This window comes from Alkaliphilus flagellatus (assembly GCF_018919215.1).
Lineage (GTDB): Bacteria > Bacillota > Clostridia > Peptostreptococcales > Natronincolaceae > Alkaliphilus_B > Alkaliphilus_B flagellatus.
Window position 1 is genome coordinate 21,754 of sequence record NZ_JAHLQK010000003.1, and the last position, 19,434, is coordinate 41,187.

Annotated in this window: 22 protein-coding genes; 21 read left to right on the plus strand and 1 reads right to left on the minus strand. The window is 29.4% G+C overall.

The window, feature by feature from the left end:
• Window positions 1-13: 13 nt before the first annotated feature.
• The 9 genes from KQI88_RS07750 to KQI88_RS07790 all read left to right on the plus strand — a co-directional run bounded on the left by KQI88_RS07750 (window position 14) and on the right by KQI88_RS07790 (window position 8,089).
• Window positions 14-1,156, plus strand: coding sequence for an aminotransferase class V-fold PLP-dependent enzyme (locus tag KQI88_RS07750; RefSeq protein WP_216415982.1), 1,143 nt, complete (start codon window positions 14-16; stop codon window positions 1,154-1,156).
• Between the two features lie 272 nt (window positions 1,157-1,428).
• The gene (locus tag KQI88_RS07755) at window positions 1,429-1,977 is read left to right on the plus strand and encodes a DUF4446 family protein (protein WP_216415984.1); all 549 of its coding nucleotides are present in this window, start codon (window positions 1,429-1,431) and stop codon (window positions 1,975-1,977) included.
• 10 nt (window positions 1,978-1,987) lie between these two features.
• Complete coding sequence (locus KQI88_RS07760) at window positions 1,988-2,860, plus strand: diacylglycerol/lipid kinase family protein (RefSeq protein WP_216415986.1); 873 nt, start codon at window positions 1,988-1,990, stop codon at window positions 2,858-2,860.
• 65 nt (window positions 2,861-2,925) lie between these two features.
• Window positions 2,926-3,189 carry a YkuS family protein gene (locus tag KQI88_RS07765; protein WP_216415987.1) on the plus strand — a complete coding sequence of 88 codons (264 nt, stop codon included), beginning with the start codon at window positions 2,926-2,928 and terminating at the stop codon, window positions 3,187-3,189.
• A 161-nt stretch (window positions 3,190-3,350) separates the two neighbouring features.
• Window positions 3,351-4,169: a glycopeptide resistance accessory protein VanW gene (vanW, locus tag KQI88_RS07770; protein WP_216415989.1), complete on the plus strand. Its 819-nt coding sequence runs from the start codon at window positions 3,351-3,353 to the stop codon at window positions 4,167-4,169.
• Between the two features lie 13 nt (window positions 4,170-4,182).
• Window positions 4,183-5,232 (plus strand): D-alanine--D-serine ligase VanG, encoded by a 1,050-nt coding sequence (vanG, locus tag KQI88_RS07775; protein WP_216415991.1) that lies wholly within the window; start codon window positions 4,183-4,185, stop codon window positions 5,230-5,232.
• 100 nt (window positions 5,233-5,332) lie between these two features.
• Window positions 5,333-6,004 (plus strand): D-alanyl-D-alanine carboxypeptidase family protein, encoded by a 672-nt coding sequence (locus tag KQI88_RS07780; protein ID WP_408629719.1) that lies wholly within the window; start codon window positions 5,333-5,335, stop codon window positions 6,002-6,004.
• A 57-nt stretch (window positions 6,005-6,061) separates the two neighbouring features.
• Window positions 6,062-6,754: a response regulator transcription factor gene (locus KQI88_RS07785; RefSeq protein WP_216415994.1), complete on the plus strand. Its 693-nt coding sequence runs from the start codon at window positions 6,062-6,064 to the stop codon at window positions 6,752-6,754.
• The gene (locus KQI88_RS07790) at window positions 6,755-8,089 is read left to right on the plus strand and encodes a sensor histidine kinase (RefSeq protein ID WP_216415995.1); all 1,335 of its coding nucleotides are present in this window, start codon (window positions 6,755-6,757) and stop codon (window positions 8,087-8,089) included.
• A gap of 89 nt (window positions 8,090-8,178) precedes the next feature.
• Here the strand turns inward: KQI88_RS07790 and yyaC are convergent, their stop codons facing one another.
• Window positions 8,179-8,772 (minus strand): spore protease YyaC, encoded by a 594-nt coding sequence (gene yyaC, locus KQI88_RS07795; protein ID WP_216415996.1) that lies wholly within the window; start codon window positions 8,770-8,772, stop codon window positions 8,179-8,181.
• Window positions 8,773-9,076: 304 nt separating this feature from the next.
• On the opposite strand from yyaC, the gene KQI88_RS07800 reads away from it, so the two are divergent.
• The 12 genes from KQI88_RS07800 to KQI88_RS07855 all read left to right on the plus strand — a co-directional run bounded on the left by KQI88_RS07800 (window position 9,077) and on the right by KQI88_RS07855 (window position 19,425).
• Window positions 9,077-10,186 carry a YkvI family membrane protein gene (locus KQI88_RS07800; RefSeq protein ID WP_216415997.1) on the plus strand — a complete coding sequence of 370 codons (1,110 nt, stop codon included), beginning with the start codon at window positions 9,077-9,079 and terminating at the stop codon, window positions 10,184-10,186.
• 259 nt (window positions 10,187-10,445) lie between these two features.
• On the plus strand, window positions 10,446-11,570 hold the full coding sequence (locus tag KQI88_RS07805; RefSeq protein ID WP_216415998.1) for a DUF5711 family protein: 1,125 nt from the start codon (window positions 10,446-10,448) through the stop codon (window positions 11,568-11,570).
• Window positions 11,571-11,699: 129 nt separating this feature from the next.
• Entirely contained in the window at window positions 11,700-13,394 is a 1,695-nt protein-coding gene (gene dnaX, locus KQI88_RS07810) for a DNA polymerase III subunit gamma/tau (protein WP_216415999.1), read from the plus strand.
• Between the two features lie 196 nt (window positions 13,395-13,590).
• Window positions 13,591-13,932 carry a YbaB/EbfC family nucleoid-associated protein gene (locus KQI88_RS07815; RefSeq protein ID WP_216416001.1) on the plus strand — a complete coding sequence of 114 codons (342 nt, stop codon included), beginning with the start codon at window positions 13,591-13,593 and terminating at the stop codon, window positions 13,930-13,932.
• 35 nt (window positions 13,933-13,967) lie between these two features.
• On the plus strand, window positions 13,968-14,567 hold the full coding sequence (gene recR / locus KQI88_RS07820) for a recombination mediator RecR (protein ID WP_212381044.1): 600 nt from the start codon (window positions 13,968-13,970) through the stop codon (window positions 14,565-14,567).
• A gap of 287 nt (window positions 14,568-14,854) precedes the next feature.
• Complete coding sequence (locus tag KQI88_RS07825; protein WP_216416003.1) at window positions 14,855-15,292, plus strand: NUDIX hydrolase; 438 nt, start codon at window positions 14,855-14,857, stop codon at window positions 15,290-15,292.
• A 159-nt stretch (window positions 15,293-15,451) separates the two neighbouring features.
• Window positions 15,452-15,892, plus strand: a complete 441-nt coding sequence (locus KQI88_RS07830; RefSeq protein WP_216416005.1) for a GNAT family N-acetyltransferase — start codon at window positions 15,452-15,454, stop codon at window positions 15,890-15,892.
• 159 nt (window positions 15,893-16,051) lie between these two features.
• Complete coding sequence (locus KQI88_RS07835; protein WP_216416007.1) at window positions 16,052-16,216, plus strand: hypothetical protein; 165 nt, start codon at window positions 16,052-16,054, stop codon at window positions 16,214-16,216.
• Window positions 16,217-16,491: 275 nt separating this feature from the next.
• Window positions 16,492-17,313 (plus strand): GNAT family N-acetyltransferase, encoded by an 822-nt coding sequence (locus KQI88_RS07840; RefSeq protein WP_216416009.1) that lies wholly within the window; start codon window positions 16,492-16,494, stop codon window positions 17,311-17,313.
• A 55-nt stretch (window positions 17,314-17,368) separates the two neighbouring features.
• Window positions 17,369-17,929, plus strand: a complete 561-nt coding sequence (locus KQI88_RS07845; RefSeq protein ID WP_216416011.1) for a GNAT family N-acetyltransferase — start codon at window positions 17,369-17,371, stop codon at window positions 17,927-17,929.
• A 422-nt stretch (window positions 17,930-18,351) separates the two neighbouring features.
• Window positions 18,352-18,813 carry a GNAT family N-acetyltransferase gene (locus KQI88_RS07850; RefSeq protein ID WP_216416013.1) on the plus strand — a complete coding sequence of 154 codons (462 nt, stop codon included), beginning with the start codon at window positions 18,352-18,354 and terminating at the stop codon, window positions 18,811-18,813.
• 234 nt (window positions 18,814-19,047) lie between these two features.
• Complete coding sequence (locus KQI88_RS07855; RefSeq protein WP_216416015.1) at window positions 19,048-19,425, plus strand: nuclear transport factor 2 family protein; 378 nt, start codon at window positions 19,048-19,050, stop codon at window positions 19,423-19,425.
• Window positions 19,426-19,434 lie beyond the last annotated feature (9 nt).

Sequence of the window (19,434 nt, forward strand, 5' to 3'; positions counted from 1 at the left end):
AGGAGGGATATTTGTGATTTATTTAGATAATGCTGCTACCTCTTACCCAAAGCCAGAAGAAGTATATGAGGCGGTTTTACATCATATGAAGCATGTCGGAGCTAATCCAGGAAGATCAGGACACCAGTTAGCATTAGAGGCAGGTAGAGGAATTTTTGGTACTAGAGAATTAATAGCAAGTTTATTTAATATAGATAATCCCATGCAAATTATTTTCACATCTAATGCAACTGAAGCTTTAAATTTAGCTATGAAAGGAGTTCTAAAAAAAGGAGATCATGTAATTACATCAAGTATGGAGCATAACTCTGTATTAAGACCCATTAAAGCATTAGAAGACATAGGTGTAGAAAATACTATTATAAAGTGTGATTCTGATGGAAGCTTATCTCCAGAAGATATAAAATATGCTATTAAGAATAATACTAAAATGGTGGTATTAACCAATGCATCTAACGTAACAGGAACAATAATGCCTATAAAGGAAGTAGGAAAGATAACAAAGGAAGCAGGCATTTTATTCTTAGTAGATGGTGCCCAGACTGCAGGAATATATGATATAGATGTTAAACAAATGAATATTGATCTACTAGCCCTTCCGGGACACAAGGGACTCATGGGACCGCAGGGAACAGGGATTTTATATATAAGGGAAGGCATAGATGTAATGCATTTTAAAGAAGGTGGAACTGGAAGTAAGTCAGAAGAGCTTACTCAACCAGATATGCTGCCGGACCGCTATGAGAGTGGAACATCAAATGCTCCAGGTATTGTAGGATTAGGAGCAGGAATAGAATTTATATTAAAAGAAGGTCTAGATAAAATAAGAAATCACGAAAAACAGTTAACCCATTATTTTATTGAAGAATTGAAGAAAATTGAAATGGTAAAAATTTATGGACCAAAGGATGCAGAAAAGCAAGGGGCTGTTATATCCATTAATATTGGCGATGAGGATTCATCCGAAATAGCTTTTATATTAGATAAGGTATTTAATATTGCTGTTAGATCGGGATTACACTGTGCACCAATGGCCCATAGAACAATAGGATCATTTGAGCAAGGAACTGTTAGATTTAGTATAGGTTACTTTAATACTAAGGAAGATATCGACAAGGCTATAGAAGCTATTAAAAATATATGTGAGCAAATATAGACATAAGAAAAGCAGCTGAGCTGCTTTTTTTATGCTATAGGAGCAAGTATAAGTATTAAGAGTTTCTAAAGAAGTAGCGGGTTGGTAATATTTGAGGGAACTTGAAATTTTTAATTTAAGTGTTATATGAAGTGTTGAGAAAGCAGCAGTGTAATTTTTGTTATGGTAAAAACTACAAGATATATATGTTAAAAATAGAAGGAAAAACTTATATATTGTCGAATAGTTTTAGTTTATAATATAATTATTAAAATGATGAAAGGAGAATTCGAATGGAATGGGTATTAGACTTCTTTGAACAGTACAGCGGTCCATTACTAATAGGAAGCTTAGCGCTTAACTTATTGACTATTATATTTTTAATTATAAACATGGGAATGATATCGAATTTAAAAGAGAGATATAGAAAACTCGTAAGAGGAACGGATGGAAAGCAGATAGAGGGTATTTTGTTTGAACATATGGATAAGGTTGATGAAGTTTATCAACGTTTAAATCAGATGGAAAGTCAGATAGATGTATTTAATAATAGATTAAGCTTTTGTGTACAAAGAATGGGTATTATTAGATATAATGCATTTGACGATACAGGAAGTGATTTAAGTTATTCAATCGCCTTGCTAGATGAAAATAATGATGGAATTATTCTAACTGGTATTTATGGAAGAATAGAGACGGTTTCCTATGCTAAGCCTGTAAAGAATGGGGTATCTAACTATAGTCTTTCTGTCGAAGAACTACAAGCTTTAGAGAGAGCAAAGGCTAATGCTTTAGATAGAGTAGATTTGAAGAGTAATAGAAGTACTCGCCAAGTAGGGTAGGTGACTAGCATTGTCTTATTTATTTATAGTTAATCCAGTAGCCGGAAAAGGTAACGGTAGTAAAATCATCCCAATAATAAAAGAAGTAATGGATACTTATAAATGTACTTATGAGATTAAAATAACAGAAAAAATAGGAGATGCGAAGTTATTTGCAGAGGAAGCTAAAACTAAAAATTTTTCTATTATTGTTTCTGTAGGTGGTGATGGAACCCTCCATGAAGTGGTTAATGGAATGGTTGGAGGGCTACAAAAATTAGGGGTTATCCCTGCTGGTACAGGAAATGACTTTGCTAGAACACTTAATATTTCGTTTAATTTAAGGGAAGCACTGGAGATTTTAGCAAAGAAAAAATCTATTCCAGTAGATATAGGCAGGTTAAACGGAAAACACTTTGTTAATTTTTGTAGTATAGGTTTAGATGCATTAATTGCTCAAGAGGCAAATAAAATAAAAAAATATTTTTCAAGCACTTATTCTTATGTTATTGGTGTTATAAAGGCCTTAGGTAAATTTAAAAGTTTAAAGGTTGATTTAATAATAGATGGTATAAAATATAATGAAGAAATTATGTTAATTGCAGTGTGTAATGGAGCATATTATGGTGGTGGTATGAAAATAGCGCCCAATGCTGAAGTCTTTGATGGACAATTTGATATCTGTGTAGTAAGAAAAATGTCCAAACTAAAATTATTGTTTCTTTTTCCTACTATATTTAAAGGAGAACATGTTAAGTATAAAGAAGTAAAAATGTATAGAGGAAAAGATGTACAAATATTTTCAGCAGAAAATATGAATGTTAATGCAGATGGGGAAATAATAGATAATAGACCAATTAAGTTTGAAGCTGTGAATAAGAAGATAGAAGTAATTGTACCTTAGTAAATAACTTATAAAGGAATGAAAAATACACTTCCTAGATATACTATTTTTAGGAGGTGTTTTATTTGAAAAGAGTAGCTGTGCAGCAAGGTTTAGATGAAATAAGACTAGGGTTAGAAAGAGAAGGTTATGAAGTAGTTGATTATAGGGACGAAGGTCATATTGACGCCATAGTGTATACAGATATTTATAGTGGACTAGATAGTGTTAACAATTCAGTAGATGGGAATATTTATGGGGCAATACTAATAAATGCAAACAATAAAACAATTGATGAAATAGAGCATATTATAGAAACCAGAAGATATGAGAGATTATTTACTAAGTAAAATATAAGATTCAAAAAATATTAATAAAAAAGAGTAGGTCATATGACCTACTCTTTTTTTACATAATCTTTGACAAATCTTAGATTTTATAAAGCCTAGATAGTTGAATTTGTTGTATAGAATTTAAACTACAAGAATAAATAAGTGTTTTGGAGGCTGTTATGAAAAAGAAAAGAATAACGGAAAGATTTCCATTCCTTTTACCAATAAGAAAATTTCAACGAAAGGTATTCTTTTATACCCAAATGAAGATGGATTCGAATAAGTACTCGCGAAAAATCTCCAAGGATGCATTAGAGTATAAAGTTTTTTCAACTAAATCAAAATTGATTAACACTGAAAGTGGCTATGACATAAAGTATCAAATAAACAAAGTTGATAATCTTAAGTTAGTTGCCAAAACAATAAATAAAATAATTATAAGGCCGAATGAAACCTTTTCTTTTTGGATATTGGCAAAGGATGCAAAAAAATATGGAAAATACAAAAAAGCATTAGCTATGGTTAATAATCAAATTACTCCTGTAGAAGGAGGAGGTCTTTGTCAAATAAGTAATTTGCTATTTTGGATATTTCTCCATGCACCACTTACTATAGTAGAGCGACATCCTCATTCAGCAGAAACTATGCCTCAACCAAAGGGTGATATACCTGAAGGAGTTGATGCAACAATTGCTGAGGGCTGGTTAGATTTAAAGGTAAAAAATGAAACACAAGAAACTTTTCAACTTGCAATAGAATTTGATGATGAATTTATACACGGAACAATTTTAAGCGATACATTTCAAGACGTTCTATATACTGTTGAAAGTGAAAATCTAAAATATACAAAGGAAGATAAAAAGATATATAGATATAACGAAATATATAAGATAGGCCAAGACTTCTTTAGGAAAAATATAGTTTCTAGAGAACTAGTATTAGAAAATAAATATGAAATTAGATACGATATAGAATCTGAAATTGGAGTTATTAAATAGGGAGGTAGTATAAATGGAAAAGAAAGTTGTAGCAGTAATTTTTGGCGGAGAATCATCTGAATATGAAGTATCATTAAAATCTGCGTGTTCAGTAATAGAGAATTTAGATACAGAAAAATACAGCGTTATAAAAATAGGTATTACACGTGATGGAAAATGGCTTAGATATAATGGTAAATTGGACAAGATAAAAAATAACACATGGTTTTTAGATAATAGTTGTACAAAGGTTATGATTTCGCCAAGTAAGGGTGATCGAGAAATAATTGAGATAAAGAATAATGTTTTAATACACACAAAAATAGATATAGTATTTCCAATTCTTCATGGTAAGAATGGAGAAGATGGAACGCTTCAAGGACTACTTGAGATATCAGGAATCCGTTATGTTGGTTGTAATGTAGCTGCAAGTTCTATTTGTATGGATAAGGATTATGCACATAAAATAGTTAGCTATGCAGGTTTTGATGTTCCAAATAGTTTAGCTATTGATCATCAAACAGATGAAAAAGAAATAAATGATTTTGCAGAAAATGTTGGTTATCCTATTTATGTAAAGCCTGCTAAAGAAGGTTCTTCTATAGGTATAACAAAGTCAAAAAATAAATATGAATTATTTCAAGGAATAGATGAAGCATTAAAATTTGATGATAAGGTTGTGTTAGAAGAGAACATTAATGGGTTTGAGGTTGGATGTGCTATTTTAGGTAAGGATGATCTAATAGTTGGAACAGTAGATGAAATTGAGGTGCCTAGTGGATTTTTCGATTTTAAAGAAAAATATACATTAGAACATTCAAAAATTCACTTACCTGCAAGAATTGATAACAAACTTAGTGAAAAAATTAAGGAAACAGCAAAAGGTATATATAGAGCTTTAGGATGCAGTGGCTTATCAAGAGTAGATATGTTTGTAGATGAAAAAAATAGAATAGTATTCAATGAAGTGAATACTCTGCCAGGTTTTACTACAGGAAGTCGATTCCCTAACATGTTACTTCATTCAGGAATAGAGTATAAAGAGATATTGGACAAGTTAATTGAATTAGGAATACAGGAGTAAAATCATGAAAACAATAGTACTACAAAAGGAAGATATGTATAGAGGGAATTTGATATTAATAAATAAAAAATACCCGATTAGGATTAATGAACAGGAAATTATGGACAATCTTGTTGCTGTTGATAATAAATATAACAAACATTTAGTAAACAAAAATACTGCCAAGGCACTTAGAAATATTTTAAATAAAATTAATTCGGAAGATACTATCGTTCCTGTTAGTGGCTTTCGGTCAAAACAAGAGCAATCAAATTTATATAGAAATTCAGTTATAGAGAATGGTCTTGAATTTACACAAAAATTTGTAGCTAAGCCAGATGAGAGTGAACACCAAAGTGGTATGGCAATTGACCTTGGAGAAAATAAGAAAGATATAGACTTTATATGTCCAGATTTTCCATACGATGGTATATTCAAGAGATTTAGAGAAGAAGCAAAAAAGAGTGGATTTATAGAAAGGTATAAAGAGGGAAAAGAAGCTGTAACTGGGATTTCAAAAGAACCATGGCATTTTCGCTATGTTGGATACCCACATAGTGCTATAATAGAAGAAAAGGGTTTGGCACTTGAAGAATACCATGATTTTATAAGAAAGTATACATCAGTTGATAATAGCTACAAATATAAGTATAAAAATAATATAATACAATTATTTTTTATAAGATCAACTGCTGATATACAGGTACTTCATGTGGAAGATGATTTTAAATATAAAGTATCTGGAAACAATCATGATGGGTTTATTATAACTTTATTTAAAAACCTACAGTAAGACAATATTAATAACTAATTATTAATTATTAATATAAAAAGGGCAAGGGTGATAATTATGAGCTACAATATTCTAGTTTGCGATGATGAGCAAGATATAGTTAATGCTATAGAAATATACCTTAAAAGTGAAGGATATAATGTGATTTGCGCTTATGATGGTATACAAGCTTTAGAGGCACTTGATCAGAATGATATTCATCTAATTATTATAGATGTCATGATGCCTAGGCTGGATGGAATAGCAGTAACTTCAAAAATAAGAATGAAAAATAATATACCAATAATAATTCTAAGTGCTAAAAGTGAATACACAGATAAGGTTCTAGGGCTCAATGTTGGAGCAGATGATTACATTACAAAGCCATTTAATGCCATAGAGCTTTTGGCTAGGGTAAAATCCAATCTTAGAAGATTTACAGATTTAGGAAGTATGATAAAGGAAGAAGATGTTTTTTCCGTAGGAAGATTAACTCTTAATGATAGAACAAAACAAGTAAAGGCAGATAATAATATAGTTAATCTTACTCCTAATGAATACGGAATATTAAAATTACTGATGAAAAATAAAGGAAGAGTTTTTTCCTCTAATGAAATATATGAGTATGTGTGGGATCAACCTGCCTATAATGTAAAGAAAATCATATCTGTCCACATTAGCCATCTTAGAGAAAAGTTAGAAATCAACCCTAAAGAGCCCGATTATATAAAGTCAGTCTATGGTATGGGATATAAAATTGTGGGTGAATAAATGGATAAAAATATAAAAAGAAGAATCAAACTAAAATATATCTTAGAAAATATATATTTTGAAATTCTACTGCTATATATAGTATTAATTTTTGCTGTAGGGATGCCTTTATTACGAGGGATTATAGTGGGAATAGCAAGATTACCAATAATATCCCTCTTGGTGAGGATGCTAGAAAGAATAGAGCTAGGACGTATTATAAGGTTCTTAATTTCAGTAGAAGTAATGGCTATGCTTAGTTTAATTCTTATGCTAATAATTATTTTAATTATAGTAATCATAAGGTTAAAAAGGAGAATATTTCTTAAAACACTACTATTATATAATATATTTAAAAACTATAATAATGATTTTAAGGTATATACTGGAGTAGTTTTTCCAATTATATTATCTGTAGTATATTTTTTGAACTACTTTTTTTATTATAGCTTCACATATAAAAATACAATTAGGCTAATAATAGTGCTTATAATAACAATATCATTACTAAACTATACAGAGCAGATAAGCATAATAATGCATAATATAAAAAATATTAGTAGTCATGAAAAGCATCATATAGCAGTTGGCTGTCCTTCTTTATTCACAATAGAATCTATAAGAATGTTAGACAATATTGATGAAGATGTTCAGATGTCTATTGATGGACAGCTAAAATCTGAAAGGCTAAAGACTGAGCTTATTACAAATATTTCTCATGATCTAAAAACACCCCTGACTTCCATTATAAATTATACAGATTTATTGAAATCTCATGACTTTGAAGATAATACTGTCTTAAGCTACATCAATGCTTTAGACAGGAACTCTCAAAGATTAAAATTACTCATTACAGATTTAGTTGAGGCGTCTAAAACAGAAACAGGTAATGTAAATATACATCTAGAAAAATTAGAGCTAAATGAACTAATATCACAGGTATATGGAGAATTTGATATTATCTTTAATGAAAAAAATATTTCTTTTATATTTAATCCAGAGAATGATGTTTTTGTTTTAGCAGATGGGAATCATTTAGGAAGAGTACTGGAGAATATTATAGGTAATGCAAGTAAATATACTCTAGAAAATACAAGAATTTATGGCATAGTGAAGGAAGAAGATGAATTTGTTTCATTTAGCCTAAAAAATGTATCTAAGGATGAACTTAATATTAGCCCAGATGAACTAATGGAACAATTTGTAAGAGGAGAAAGATCTAGGCATACTGAAGGTAGTGGCCTTGGACTATATATTGCAAAAAATCTTATGCAATTAATGAATGGAGAGTTAGTACTTGCAATAAATGGAGACTTATTAGAGGTAAAACTATTAATACCGAAAGCAAATAAATAAACGAAGGATTATATATAAAGAAGGGGAGATATAATTCCCCTTCTTTGCTGATTTTTAAATAGTTGCATAATAATTATACTGCAATATCTTTAATTTTCTAAGAATAGTCTTTGTTGATTAAGTTTCCAAACAGAATATTTAATAGAGCTTACTAAAGTATCAGCCATTTTCATAACAAGATTTAGTCTTGTATTTTGCAATACTAGATATTCCATATATCCTGCTAAATTAACAATACCAGTAATGTGAATATCACCTATAGCTGGAAGGTTTTTATTTACACCAGCTCCAGGTTTTAAAGGACCTGCACCTACGGTAATATAGCCTATTCTATCTGCCTTTCCTAAGCAAGCATCAATAGCTACAATAAAAGGATTATTAAGAGAATTATATATATGATCTATTTTTTCTTTTAAATTTTTTGCATGTACTGGATCATCTAAAGTACCATAGACATAAACCTTATTATATTTTGAAAGCGAGTCAACTAGTTTATGGCCAATAATAGGTCCTAATGCATCTCCAGTCGAACGATCTGTTCCAATACAAAGTAGAACAAATTCCTCATATGGGGTACTATAATACAAATTAATATATTTAGATAGCATAATACTAAAATCAACAGAGGCCATTGGTGTATTAATACTTAAAGAATCATATTTTTTTAAATTAGATAAAGACATAAAAGTTCCTCCTTGAATTAAATCTATTTAAGTTACAATTAGCTTTTCCTAAATAGGTTTTCTAATACAAAAAATATGATAAAGAAAACTGGATTCAGAAGGAGTCTTAACTCTACCTAAATCATAGTTGTGTCTTTCTCGCTTAAAAGTTTACAATAAGCCTTAAGGGTAAAAGGTGCTGATACGATAGCACCAGACGACTTTTATTTCGAGAATCCTAGCAATATACCGAAGATAAATAAGGACTCGGTTCTTATTACCCATACTTCATCATAAAAATATAATTGTGAGAGGGGGATGGGTTATGACAAGAAGACAATCAATATATACATTAGCAAGTGTATATATTGGCACTGTTATTGGAGCAGGATTTGCTTCTGGCCAAGAAATATTTCAATTTTTTGGGAAGTATGGGTGGCAAGGAATATTAGGTGTAATAATAGTAACAATTTTATTTTCACTATTAGGAGTTTTAGTGTTAAATAGTATTTATACAAAAAAAATTAAAAGTTTTAAGCAGTTTTCAACAGGATATTTTGGAAAAGCTTTTTTTACTATTATAAATATATTGCTTACTTTTCTATTGTTTACCAGTTATGTCGTTATGCTATCTGGAAGTGGAGCTGTATTTTACGAACATTTTCAAATCCAATATATATATGGAATTATTATAATGGCAATAATAACCTTTTTTGTTTTTATATTTGGAGTGAGAGGAATCGCAAATGCTAATAAGGTAATAGTCCCTTTTCTTGTTTTTATAATATTATGGATAGGGCTTAATGTTATATATAAAAATCAAATGGTGTTTAGCAACTTCTATACTGCTCCATTTAAAAGTAATAACATATTTAGCGATGTGAGTTCATTGAAATATATATTAGTACAATTAATACATAAATCAAATTGGCTATGGTCTGCAATTGTATATTTCTGTTATAACACTATAGGCTCTATAGTAGTTATGTGTTCCTTATATCCGCTAATTTATGATAAAAAAGCTGCTAAGCTGGGAGGATTATTAGGAGGATTAGTACTAGGTATTTTAGCCATGATAATTTTATTAAGCCTAATGGTGTTATATACTAGTGTAATAGGATTAGAAGTGCCAATGGTTACAGTTGCAAGCACATTAGGAGATTTGTGGAAAACATTATATAGTTTTGTTTTGCTTCTTGCTATGTTTACTACAGCAATTGCTAATGGTTATGGATGTATATTGGGAATTGCTAATTTAACACGAATTAATGAAAAATTTATTAGTATTATTGTCTGCGTAATATCTGTACCTTTAGCAATGGTAGGTTTTAAAAAACTAGTTACTTTCTTTTATCCACTGTTCGGATATATAGGAATGTTATTTATTTGTGCTATAATTCTTAAAAGAAGAAAAAGCTATAGAGGATTTTTATAAAATTTATGGAATATAATATAAATAACTAAATGTATGCATGTTTCATGTGAAACATATATAGCATAAAAACTAATAACTATAAGATAAACAAAGATTTAGTTCAGATAGACTTTTATCTCAATCTGAACGAGTGTTGCGCTGTATTCCTATGCAAAACCACCCTTGAGGTGTAAGTTATGCAGTTCTAAGACTCCATTTTGTAGAAGAAGGAGTTTTAGGACTGTTAGCTATTGGATAAAAATTATAAGGGGATTCAAATATGCAAAAAAGAAAAAAAGGACTATTAATTTTAATTACTATAATTATTATTTTATTCTTCATAAATCCTAAAGCGATAAGCTACTTGAAAGCAAAAACAGGATCAAGAGAAGGCGATGTATCTATAATTAAAGAAATAGAAACAACACATAGTAGTCAAATCATCTATGAAAAATTAGATAATGGATTAATACAGTATTTAGAAGGTATTTTAATTTATTATAATATGGATGGAGAACAAATCTGGAACATAAATTTAGGGATAACTCGTCCAATAATAAAAACAAACTCTAATAATGTTTATGTAATAGATAAAAACACAAATCAAATACTACGCATAAATAAAAAAGGAGAACAAATATATAAAAGTACATTAGATAAACCTTATAAAAATTTTAATATTTGTGATGATAACTATGTAGTATTATACCATCATACTGATAGTCCAGTTCAATATATTACTATAATGAACGAGGAAGGAAATAAGGTTGGAGAAATAACATTAGGAGAGGGAGAAGTAACTAATATAGCTATTTCAAGGACACAGGATAGAATAGCTGTAAGCACTATAGGAACAAATGGAGATACTTTAGAAAACAATCTATTAGTTTATGATTTAAAAGGAAATTTGATTGGTGTAGAAGGTTTAAAAAACAATGTAATATTAAATATTTTCTATAATGAAAAAGGAGATTTAATTGCAGTTGATGAAAAAAATATATTTAGTATAGATAAAAATAATAAAGTAAAATGGGAAACTAATTTTAATGAGCCAATAGCACTTATAGATACAACCGGTAGAAACTATCTAACAATGTACAGTGAAGGTAGTAGTAAAAATAGCATTATTTATTCACGTACTGGAAATAAAATTAAAACCTTAGCATATGATGGAAAACTGACTGGCGAAATGGCTCCAAAGGAAGAAATACTAGGGTTAGATAATTATAAGAATGAAATTATAGCATACTCATTAAGAACAATATTTAAATATGGTAAAAATGGAAATGTGAAGTTTGAATATCCATATTCAAGTGATATTTTAAAAAGCTTTGCATTATCTGAAAATAATATCGTAGTTATAACCAAGGAAAAAATCACATTTTTATCCTTTAAGAAAATTTAAGTAATACAAAGGTCTATATGGTAGCATCAGATTACTTTTATTAATATATAGAAAGTATAATTTCTTGACATTGTAAGTAGTTATATATAAGGTAATATTATTGAAAGAAAGAGAAACGAAGGTGAAAATATGTCCTACAAAGCACTTTATAGAAGATGGAGACCTAAGGTTTTTGAAGATGTAATTGGACAAGAACAAGTAATTACTATTTTAAAAAATCAAATCAACTCTTCTAATATTGCCCACGCCTATCTTTTTACAGGTACAAGGGGAACCGGAAAAACATCTACAGCAAAAATATTTGCTAGAGTAGTAAACTGTCTTAATCCCAAAGATGCTAATCCTTGCAATAGCTGTGAAGTATGTGAAGGTATTTTAACAGAAAATATTATGGATGTTATTGAAATAGATGCCGCTTCTAATAATGGAGTAGACAATGTAAGGGAAGTTAGGGAAAATGTTAAATATCCTCCATCTAAAGGAAAATATAAAATTTATATTATAGATGAGGTTCATATGCTTAGTACAGGGGCTTTTAATGCTCTGTTAAAAACATTAGAAGAACCACCTAGCTATGTTATATTTATATTAGCTACTACGGAGCCTCACAAAATACCAGCTACAATACTATCTAGATGTCAAAGGTTTGACTTTAAACCAGTTAAAATAAGAGACATAATGGGGCACCTATCTTTTATATGTGATGAAATAGGAGTTACTTGGGATGAAGAAGCCCTTAGATTAATAGCAATTAATTCGGAAGGGGCATTACGAGATGCTTTAAGTATTTTAGAGCGATGTATATCCTTTAGTGAGGATACTCTAACCTACGAGAATGTAGTAAGTATATTAGGGATGGTTAATTATGAGTTTATATTTAACCTAGTTGATAAAGTAGCCGAGAAAGATACATCCAATGTGCTTACACTTATTAACGAAATGGTTATGGAAGGTAAGGAAGTTAGTCAGCTAATGAAGGATTTAATTAGCCACTTTAGAAACCTTCTACTTGTTAAAATGAATGTAGAAATTGATGAGATTTTAAGCTTATCAGAAGAAAGACAAAAACGCCTTCAAGAACAGGGCAGGTTATTTACTATAAATCAGATAACTTCTTTTATTTATAGTCTATCGGATATTGAAGGAAAATTAAAATACTCTGCTCAACCTAGAACATTAATAGAAATAGCAGTTATAGGTTTGTGTAATAAAGAACTAGATGACTCTTTAGAGGGGATTATAGAAAGAGTAAAACAGTTGGAGAAAAATATTGTCTCTGGAGAAATAACGGTAAATAGAAGTAATGTAAATATATCTTCTTCAGTACCAAATAAAGCTAGTATTTCGTCATCCTATTCTCAAAAAAACAAGTATGATGAAAAGAAGAGTATGGATGAGGAAGAGCCAAAAGAAGAAAATATGATTAGAGAGGAAGAAATTATTAATAATAATAGTCTTTTAGACTTTGGCGCTATACAAAGTAATTGGCAAAATATTTTAGAAGAATTGCGTAAGGAGAAAAAAGCTCAAATACAAGCTCTTCTAATGGAAGGTAGCCTAGTAAAATTAGATAAGGATACTTTATTAATTTCTTTTAAAGATGGATTTGGATTCCATAGAGAAGCTTTAGATAAAGAAAAAACAAAAGAATATATATCTGGTATAATTAAAAGACTTACAGGCCAGAGTATAAGACTTTCATTTGTAATGGAGGATCAGCTTATTACTGAAATTGAGCCAAAGGAAGAAAAAGATCCATTAGAGATACTTAAAGAAGCACTACCTAAGGAAATCCATGAAATATTAGAGATAGTAGATGAATAATATATTTGAAATAATTATGATATAATAAGAAAATGATAACAATTTGAGCACCTGAAAATTTAATATAAATTTAAGTGTGACAAGAACCATTGTAGGAACAAAATTGTAGTTTAAAGTGTAGTAAGGGTCGATGGATAATATCAGACGACTTTTTAATAGAAATAATGAATTAAGGAAATAAAAGGAGGAATTTTTTATGGCTAAAAAAGGTTTCCCAGGAATGGGTGGAGTTAACATGAATAATATGATGAAACAAGTGCAAAAAATGCAAAAACAAATGGAGGAAACACAGGCAGAACTAGAACAAAAGGTTCTTGAAACAAGTGCTGGTGGAGGTGCTATTTCTATTAAAGTTACAGGTAAAAAAGAAATAGTAGGTATAAAGATTAAGCCAGAGGTAGTAGATCCAGATGATGTTGAAATGTTAGAGGATTTAATCATGGCAGCTGTTAACGAAGCTATTCGTGCTGCAGAGGATATGGTGGCTTCTGAAATGGGTAAAATTACAGGGAAAATGAATATGCCTGGATTATTCTAGTTTTTATTTACCTAATGAAATGAGGATAGCAAATTATGAACTACTATTCATCATCAATTGCTCAGTTAATTGAGCAATTTACAAAACTTCCTGGAATAGGAAGGAAAACTGCCCAAAGATTAGCTTTTCATGTTATTAGTATGCCTAATCAAGATGCACATAGCCTAGCTGATGCAATTGTAACGGCGAAGGAAAGTGTAAAGTATTGTAAGGTATGTACAAACCTGACAGATCAAGATACATGTAATATTTGTAGTGATAAAAGAAGGGATCCATTAACAATTTGTGTTGTTGAAGATCCTAGAGATGTAGTAGCTATGGAGAGAACTAAGGAGTTTAAGGGATATTATCATGTGCTACATGGGGCTATATCTCCATTAGAGGGAGTTGGTCCAGAGGATATTAAAATTAAAGAATTATTATCACGTCTGACGAATCAACCTGTAGATGAAATAATCATTGCTACAAACCCCAACATTGAAGGAGAAGCTACAGCAATGTATCTGTCAAAGCTTCTAAAACCAATGGGAATTAAAGTATCAAGAATTGCCCACGGTATACCTGTAGGTGGAGATCTTGAATACGCAGATGAAGTTACTCTAACCAAGGCATTGGAAGGTAGAAGGGAAATTTGATTTAGGCAGAAAGTTGTATAAAGTAAATAAAGTTGTATCATTTTGCAAGAAGTTGTATCAAAAAACATGGTTCAAGGAAGGATAAAATCCTCCTTAACCATGTTTTTTATTTTACACATTACTTTCTGTTTTAAAAAATGATCAAGGTAGAAACATATTGGCAAGAAAAGTTGTATCATAAAGGAAATAAAGTTTTATTATGGGAAAAGGGGTTTTTCAACTGTATGGAGAAATTTATATTACATATTTGTAAAATAATATTTCATACAATGAGAGAGGTGTAGTGTTTGATTTTAGTAGTAAGTTGTGTGATTTTAAATAATGGTAAAGTCCTAATGGTTCAAGAAGGTAAGAATTATATATATGGGTTATGGAATTTTCCATCTGGTAGATTAGAAAATAATGAAAGAATAGTTAATGCTGCTATTAGAGAAGTCCAAGAAGAAACAGGTTATAAAGTTACTATCTCAGGCTTAACAGGAATATATAATTTTTTCAGTGAAACTAATGCTCAGGTAGTTATGTTTAATTTTGTTGGGGAAGTAGTTGAAGGAGATTTAAAATACGATAATGAAGAAATAATTAATGCAAAATGGTTTTCAATTAATGAAATCTCTGAATTAAACGATAAAGAACTACGAAATTGTAAATTGATTAGAAATATCATCAACGATTTAGAAGATAAATGTATAGTACCACTTGATGCTATTCATGACCTTCTTTAATTCATAACATTGTATATTAATTAGTAAAATAGTATGTATAACAAAGAGGATACAAATAGAAAGTGGAATAAAAAATCTGGTTCAATAGGTTCAAAATAATTTCTATAAGTTAAAAAGTATGAAATAAGGAATATTTATATTAACTTTAGGAGGTATTAAATGAAAAGCGATATTTTAGTTTTAGAAGCAACGCAATCAAATTATGAAAAATTGAGAGAGATTTTCTTTACTGTTCGTAAAAATACTTTTCATTGGATGGAACCAGAAAAGTTGAAACTGTCAGATTTTGATGAAAGTACAAAAGATGAACTAATATTGATTGCCCAAATAAACAATGAAATTGTTGGGTTTGTATCGATTTGGGTACCAGAAAAGTTTATTCATAATTTATTCGTGTTAGAAGATTTTCAAGGTCAAGGTGTTGGAACAGTTCTTATTAATGAAGCTATTGAAAGGGTAGGACTACCTTTAACCTTAAAATGCGTAAAATCAAATATTAATGCTTTTAATTATTATGTATCACACAATTGGAAAATCGAAAAAGAAGATATGAGTAGTGATGAGTCATATTATTTAATGAAATACTGTAATCTATTATGAGATGAGTATATTCTATAGTTGAAACAGTGCAGGTTCTTTATATACTGAGTAGTAGTAAAATATTATGTAACAAAAATTATCTAGGAGAGTTAAAATGTCAAAAAAGCATGAAAGACTTATATTAGTAAAATAAAATCTTATTTTTAGGAGGGGGAAATAATGAATAAAAATTTTAGAAGAATTATTTTTAAGGCAATTGGATTAGCAATGGGGGTTGCAACACTTGTTTTAAATATTATAAAACCACTTGAAGGTAAAAATGCCATAAGTTTATTATCTATTGGTTTAATTTGTCTAGCAATTGATCAACTTGAAAACAAATAGTAAGTAATTAGATAAAGTATATAATGAACTCTTTTACATTTTTATTAAATATGTAAAAAACATTGCAAATAAATGGTCAAAACTAAGTTGACAATATGGAAAATATATGTAATAATACATAAAAAGTGAGTATGCTTAAGCATTTATGTGTGAGCAGCATAGGGATTATGAAAGTCCTACACGAATGGCTATAACCCTTCGGAGTCACTCTGACGAGTGATTCTGAGGGGTTTTTTATTGTACAATAAAGTATAAAATTTTTAGGGGGAGTATTGATGATTAAATTACTTACACAGGATGATAAAAAAATCATTCTGGAATATCTTCAAAGAAATGAGATTGAAACATCATTTTTATATGCAAATATTATTGAATTTGGTGTTGATAATATACAGGACATAAGAAGATGTGCAGATTACTATGGATTCTTTAATGGAGAGGTATTAAAAGGCATCTTACCTTTCTATAATCTTGGTAGTTGTATACCTCATTACGAAGATGCCGCTGCTGTACCTTTATTTGCAGAAATTATGAAGGATAGAAAATTTGAATTTTTACTGGGCATGGAAAATGTCATAAAACCCTTATATGAAGAGATAAAAAGTTATAAAGAAATTAAGGGATATGATGAAAGTTCTTATTTTACAAACAGGAATTTTAAACCTTTTATATTAGGTGGAGTAGATTTTATAAATGCAGATGGAATAAGTAGTGAAGATGTAGTTGATTTTATTTTAGATGGTCGTATAAATGGATTTAATCAGTTTGCAACGAGGGAAGACATAAGAAAGACCTTAATACAAAGAGGAGAAGAGGAGGAATTTATTATTGCAGAAAAGGACGGTAAAATGGTAGCACAAGCATGTGTGCAGACATATACACCACAAATTAACCAGATTGGCGGTGTATATACAATTAAAGACGAAAGAGGTAAAGGGTACTGTAAAGCAATTGTATCTGAAATGTGTAGTAGAATTATTGCAAAAAATAAGGTACCAACTCTTTCTGTCAAAAAGAATAATATACCTGCTGTCAAGGCCTATACTGCATTAGGGTTTCAGCACTATGATGATTACTTGATTATAAGGTTCAAGTAGGAGACTTTATTAGTGGATTGGTATAAAAATAATGTGTGAAAAGAGGAAAATATTTATGAGTAAGGATTTATCAAGTTATATTTTAAATGAAAAACAATTAAAAAATGGTAATCAGTTAATTTTAAGGAAACCTATGATAGAGGATGCCGAAAAGATTATTGAATACCTTAATATTGTTGGTGGAGAAAGTGACAACCTATTATTCGGTAAAGATGAGTTTCATCTTACTATCGAGCAGGAGAAGGAATATATTATAAATTTAAATAATAATCCAAATGTACTTATGGTTCTAGGCATTGTAGAGGATAACATTGTTAGTATTGCACAGATTAGTAGTTCAAATAGAAAAAGAATAGCCCATAATAGCGAAATTGCTATTTCAGTTAGAAAAGATTATTGGGGAAATGGAATTGGCAGTGCAATGATGCAAGAATTAATAAGATTTGCAAAGGAATATGGTACAATAAGAAATATAAGTCTAGGTGTTAGGGCAAGCAACAAGAATGCAATTATACTGTATGAGAAATTTGGTTTTCAAAAAATTGGATTACATAAAAATTACTTTAATGTAAATGGTAGTTTTGATGATGAAATACTAATGGATTTATATATTTAATTATGAATATAGATATATAATTTTTTATATTGTAAAATAAAAAAGTCTATACAAATCTAGCAAAATCAATAATTTATAAAAAACGCCTACACAAAAGGTTATAACCCTTCAGACTCACTTTTATGAGTGATTCTGTGGGGGTTTTTATATTTCTGATAAGAAATCATGATTCTAGATTTTATACTATAATTCTTTAAAGACATTAAGATAGTAGTCACAGTAAATAAAGATAAAAAAATATATAGGAGGGAAATAAAATTATATAAAGAATAGTTATAGTGTATGAGACATTTGAAATTATACTATATAAATAAGTTATTTGACTTAATTAAGTATACTGAAAGTCAAGATAATAGGAGATTTTTTGTTGCTTATATTTTTCGTAAGATTAAAAGTTAAATGAGAGATATGGAGGGGAACATATGAATGACATTATTATAAAAAAGTTAAGCAGTGATGAAAAGATCCCATATGATTTACTTCTTTTGGCAGATCCATCAATTGAAACAATTAATGATTATATATATAGGGGAAGCTGTTATGCTGCATATATTAATAATATTATTATTGGAGCCTATGTAATGATAAGAACAAGACCATTAACTTTGGAACTTGTAAATATTGCAGTTATTGAGGAATATCAAGGCAAAGGGATAGGCAAGATATTAATATTTAATGCAATAGATATGGCAAAGAAAGATAAGGTAAAGGTTTTGGAAGTCGGGACAGGAAATTCCAGCATATCTCAATTAGCACTTTATCAAAAATGTGGATTTCGTATAGTTGGTATAGATAGAGATTTTTTTAAAAAGCATTATACAGATAAAATAATAGAAAATGGAATAGAATGTGTTGATATGATTAGGTTAAGTATAGATTTATAAATGATACATTGGTTATGTATTGGTATCTATTTTATAATTATTTTAATTTATACGTTATTTGGAAATTTTTTGGTTCATTGATGGAGTATGGAATTTCTCCTATAATAGGTTATTTTATATCTATAATTTGGCTAGTAAAATCCAAAGTTAATTCGTAATACTTATATATTGAGTAGTAAAATATTGTTCATTAATTTACTGAAAAATTTAATTACACTTAAAGGAGGAACTAATATGGGTGAGAATGTAGTTAAATTATTCTGGGAGTATATACATAATGCAGACTTTGATAGCCTTAATGAATTAATAAGTGATGATGCAAGTATATGGTTACCAAATACAAAAGAAGTTTTTAAAGGCAAAAGAAAATATATAGAATTTAATAAAAAATATCCAGATAGGTGGTATGTTGATTTAGAGAAGTTATATGTGTGTGGTGAGACTGTTATTTCAGTTGCTAAAATATTTAACTCTGAAAATACTGCAAGTTTTTATGTAACATCATTTTTCAAAGTAAATAATAATTTAATAGAAGAAATAGTAGAGTATTGGGGAGATAATGGAGAACCTCCAAAATGGCGATTGCATGAAAAATTATCTGAAAGATATTGATTAACAATA

Coding starts and splice junctions, on each gene's coding strand:
- KQI88_RS07755 (WP_216415984.1), top strand. CDS start 1,429: ATGGAATGGGTATTAGACTTCTTTGAACAGTACAGCGGTCCATTACTA.
- vanW (WP_216415989.1), top strand. CDS start 3,351: ATGAAAAAGAAAAGAATAACGGAAAGATTTCCATTCCTTTTACCAATA.
- vanG (WP_216415991.1), top strand. CDS start 4,183: ATGGAAAAGAAAGTTGTAGCAGTAATTTTTGGCGGAGAATCATCTGAA.
- KQI88_RS07780 (WP_408629719.1), top strand. CDS start 5,333: ATGGACAATCTTGTTGCTGTTGATAATAAATATAACAAACATTTAGTA.
- KQI88_RS07785 (WP_216415994.1), top strand. CDS start 6,062: ATGAGCTACAATATTCTAGTTTGCGATGATGAGCAAGATATAGTTAAT.
- KQI88_RS07790 (WP_216415995.1), top strand. CDS start 6,755: ATGGATAAAAATATAAAAAGAAGAATCAAACTAAAATATATCTTAGAA.
- yyaC (WP_216415996.1), bottom strand. CDS start 8,772: ATGTCTTTATCTAATTTAAAAAAATATGATTCTTTAAGTATTAATACA.
- KQI88_RS07800 (WP_216415997.1), top strand. CDS start 9,077: ATGACAAGAAGACAATCAATATATACATTAGCAAGTGTATATATTGGC.
- KQI88_RS07805 (WP_216415998.1), top strand. CDS start 10,446: ATGCAAAAAAGAAAAAAAGGACTATTAATTTTAATTACTATAATTATT.
- dnaX (WP_216415999.1), top strand. CDS start 11,700: ATGTCCTACAAAGCACTTTATAGAAGATGGAGACCTAAGGTTTTTGAA.
- KQI88_RS07815 (WP_216416001.1), top strand. CDS start 13,591: ATGGCTAAAAAAGGTTTCCCAGGAATGGGTGGAGTTAACATGAATAAT.
- recR (WP_212381044.1), top strand. CDS start 13,968: ATGAACTACTATTCATCATCAATTGCTCAGTTAATTGAGCAATTTACA.
- KQI88_RS07830 (WP_216416005.1), top strand. CDS start 15,452: ATGAAAAGCGATATTTTAGTTTTAGAAGCAACGCAATCAAATTATGAA.
- KQI88_RS07835 (WP_216416007.1), top strand. CDS start 16,052: ATGAATAAAAATTTTAGAAGAATTATTTTTAAGGCAATTGGATTAGCA.
- KQI88_RS07840 (WP_216416009.1), top strand. CDS start 16,492: ATGATTAAATTACTTACACAGGATGATAAAAAAATCATTCTGGAATAT.
- KQI88_RS07845 (WP_216416011.1), top strand. CDS start 17,369: ATGAGTAAGGATTTATCAAGTTATATTTTAAATGAAAAACAATTAAAA.
- KQI88_RS07850 (WP_216416013.1), top strand. CDS start 18,352: ATGAATGACATTATTATAAAAAAGTTAAGCAGTGATGAAAAGATCCCA.
- KQI88_RS07855 (WP_216416015.1), top strand. CDS start 19,048: ATGGGTGAGAATGTAGTTAAATTATTCTGGGAGTATATACATAATGCA.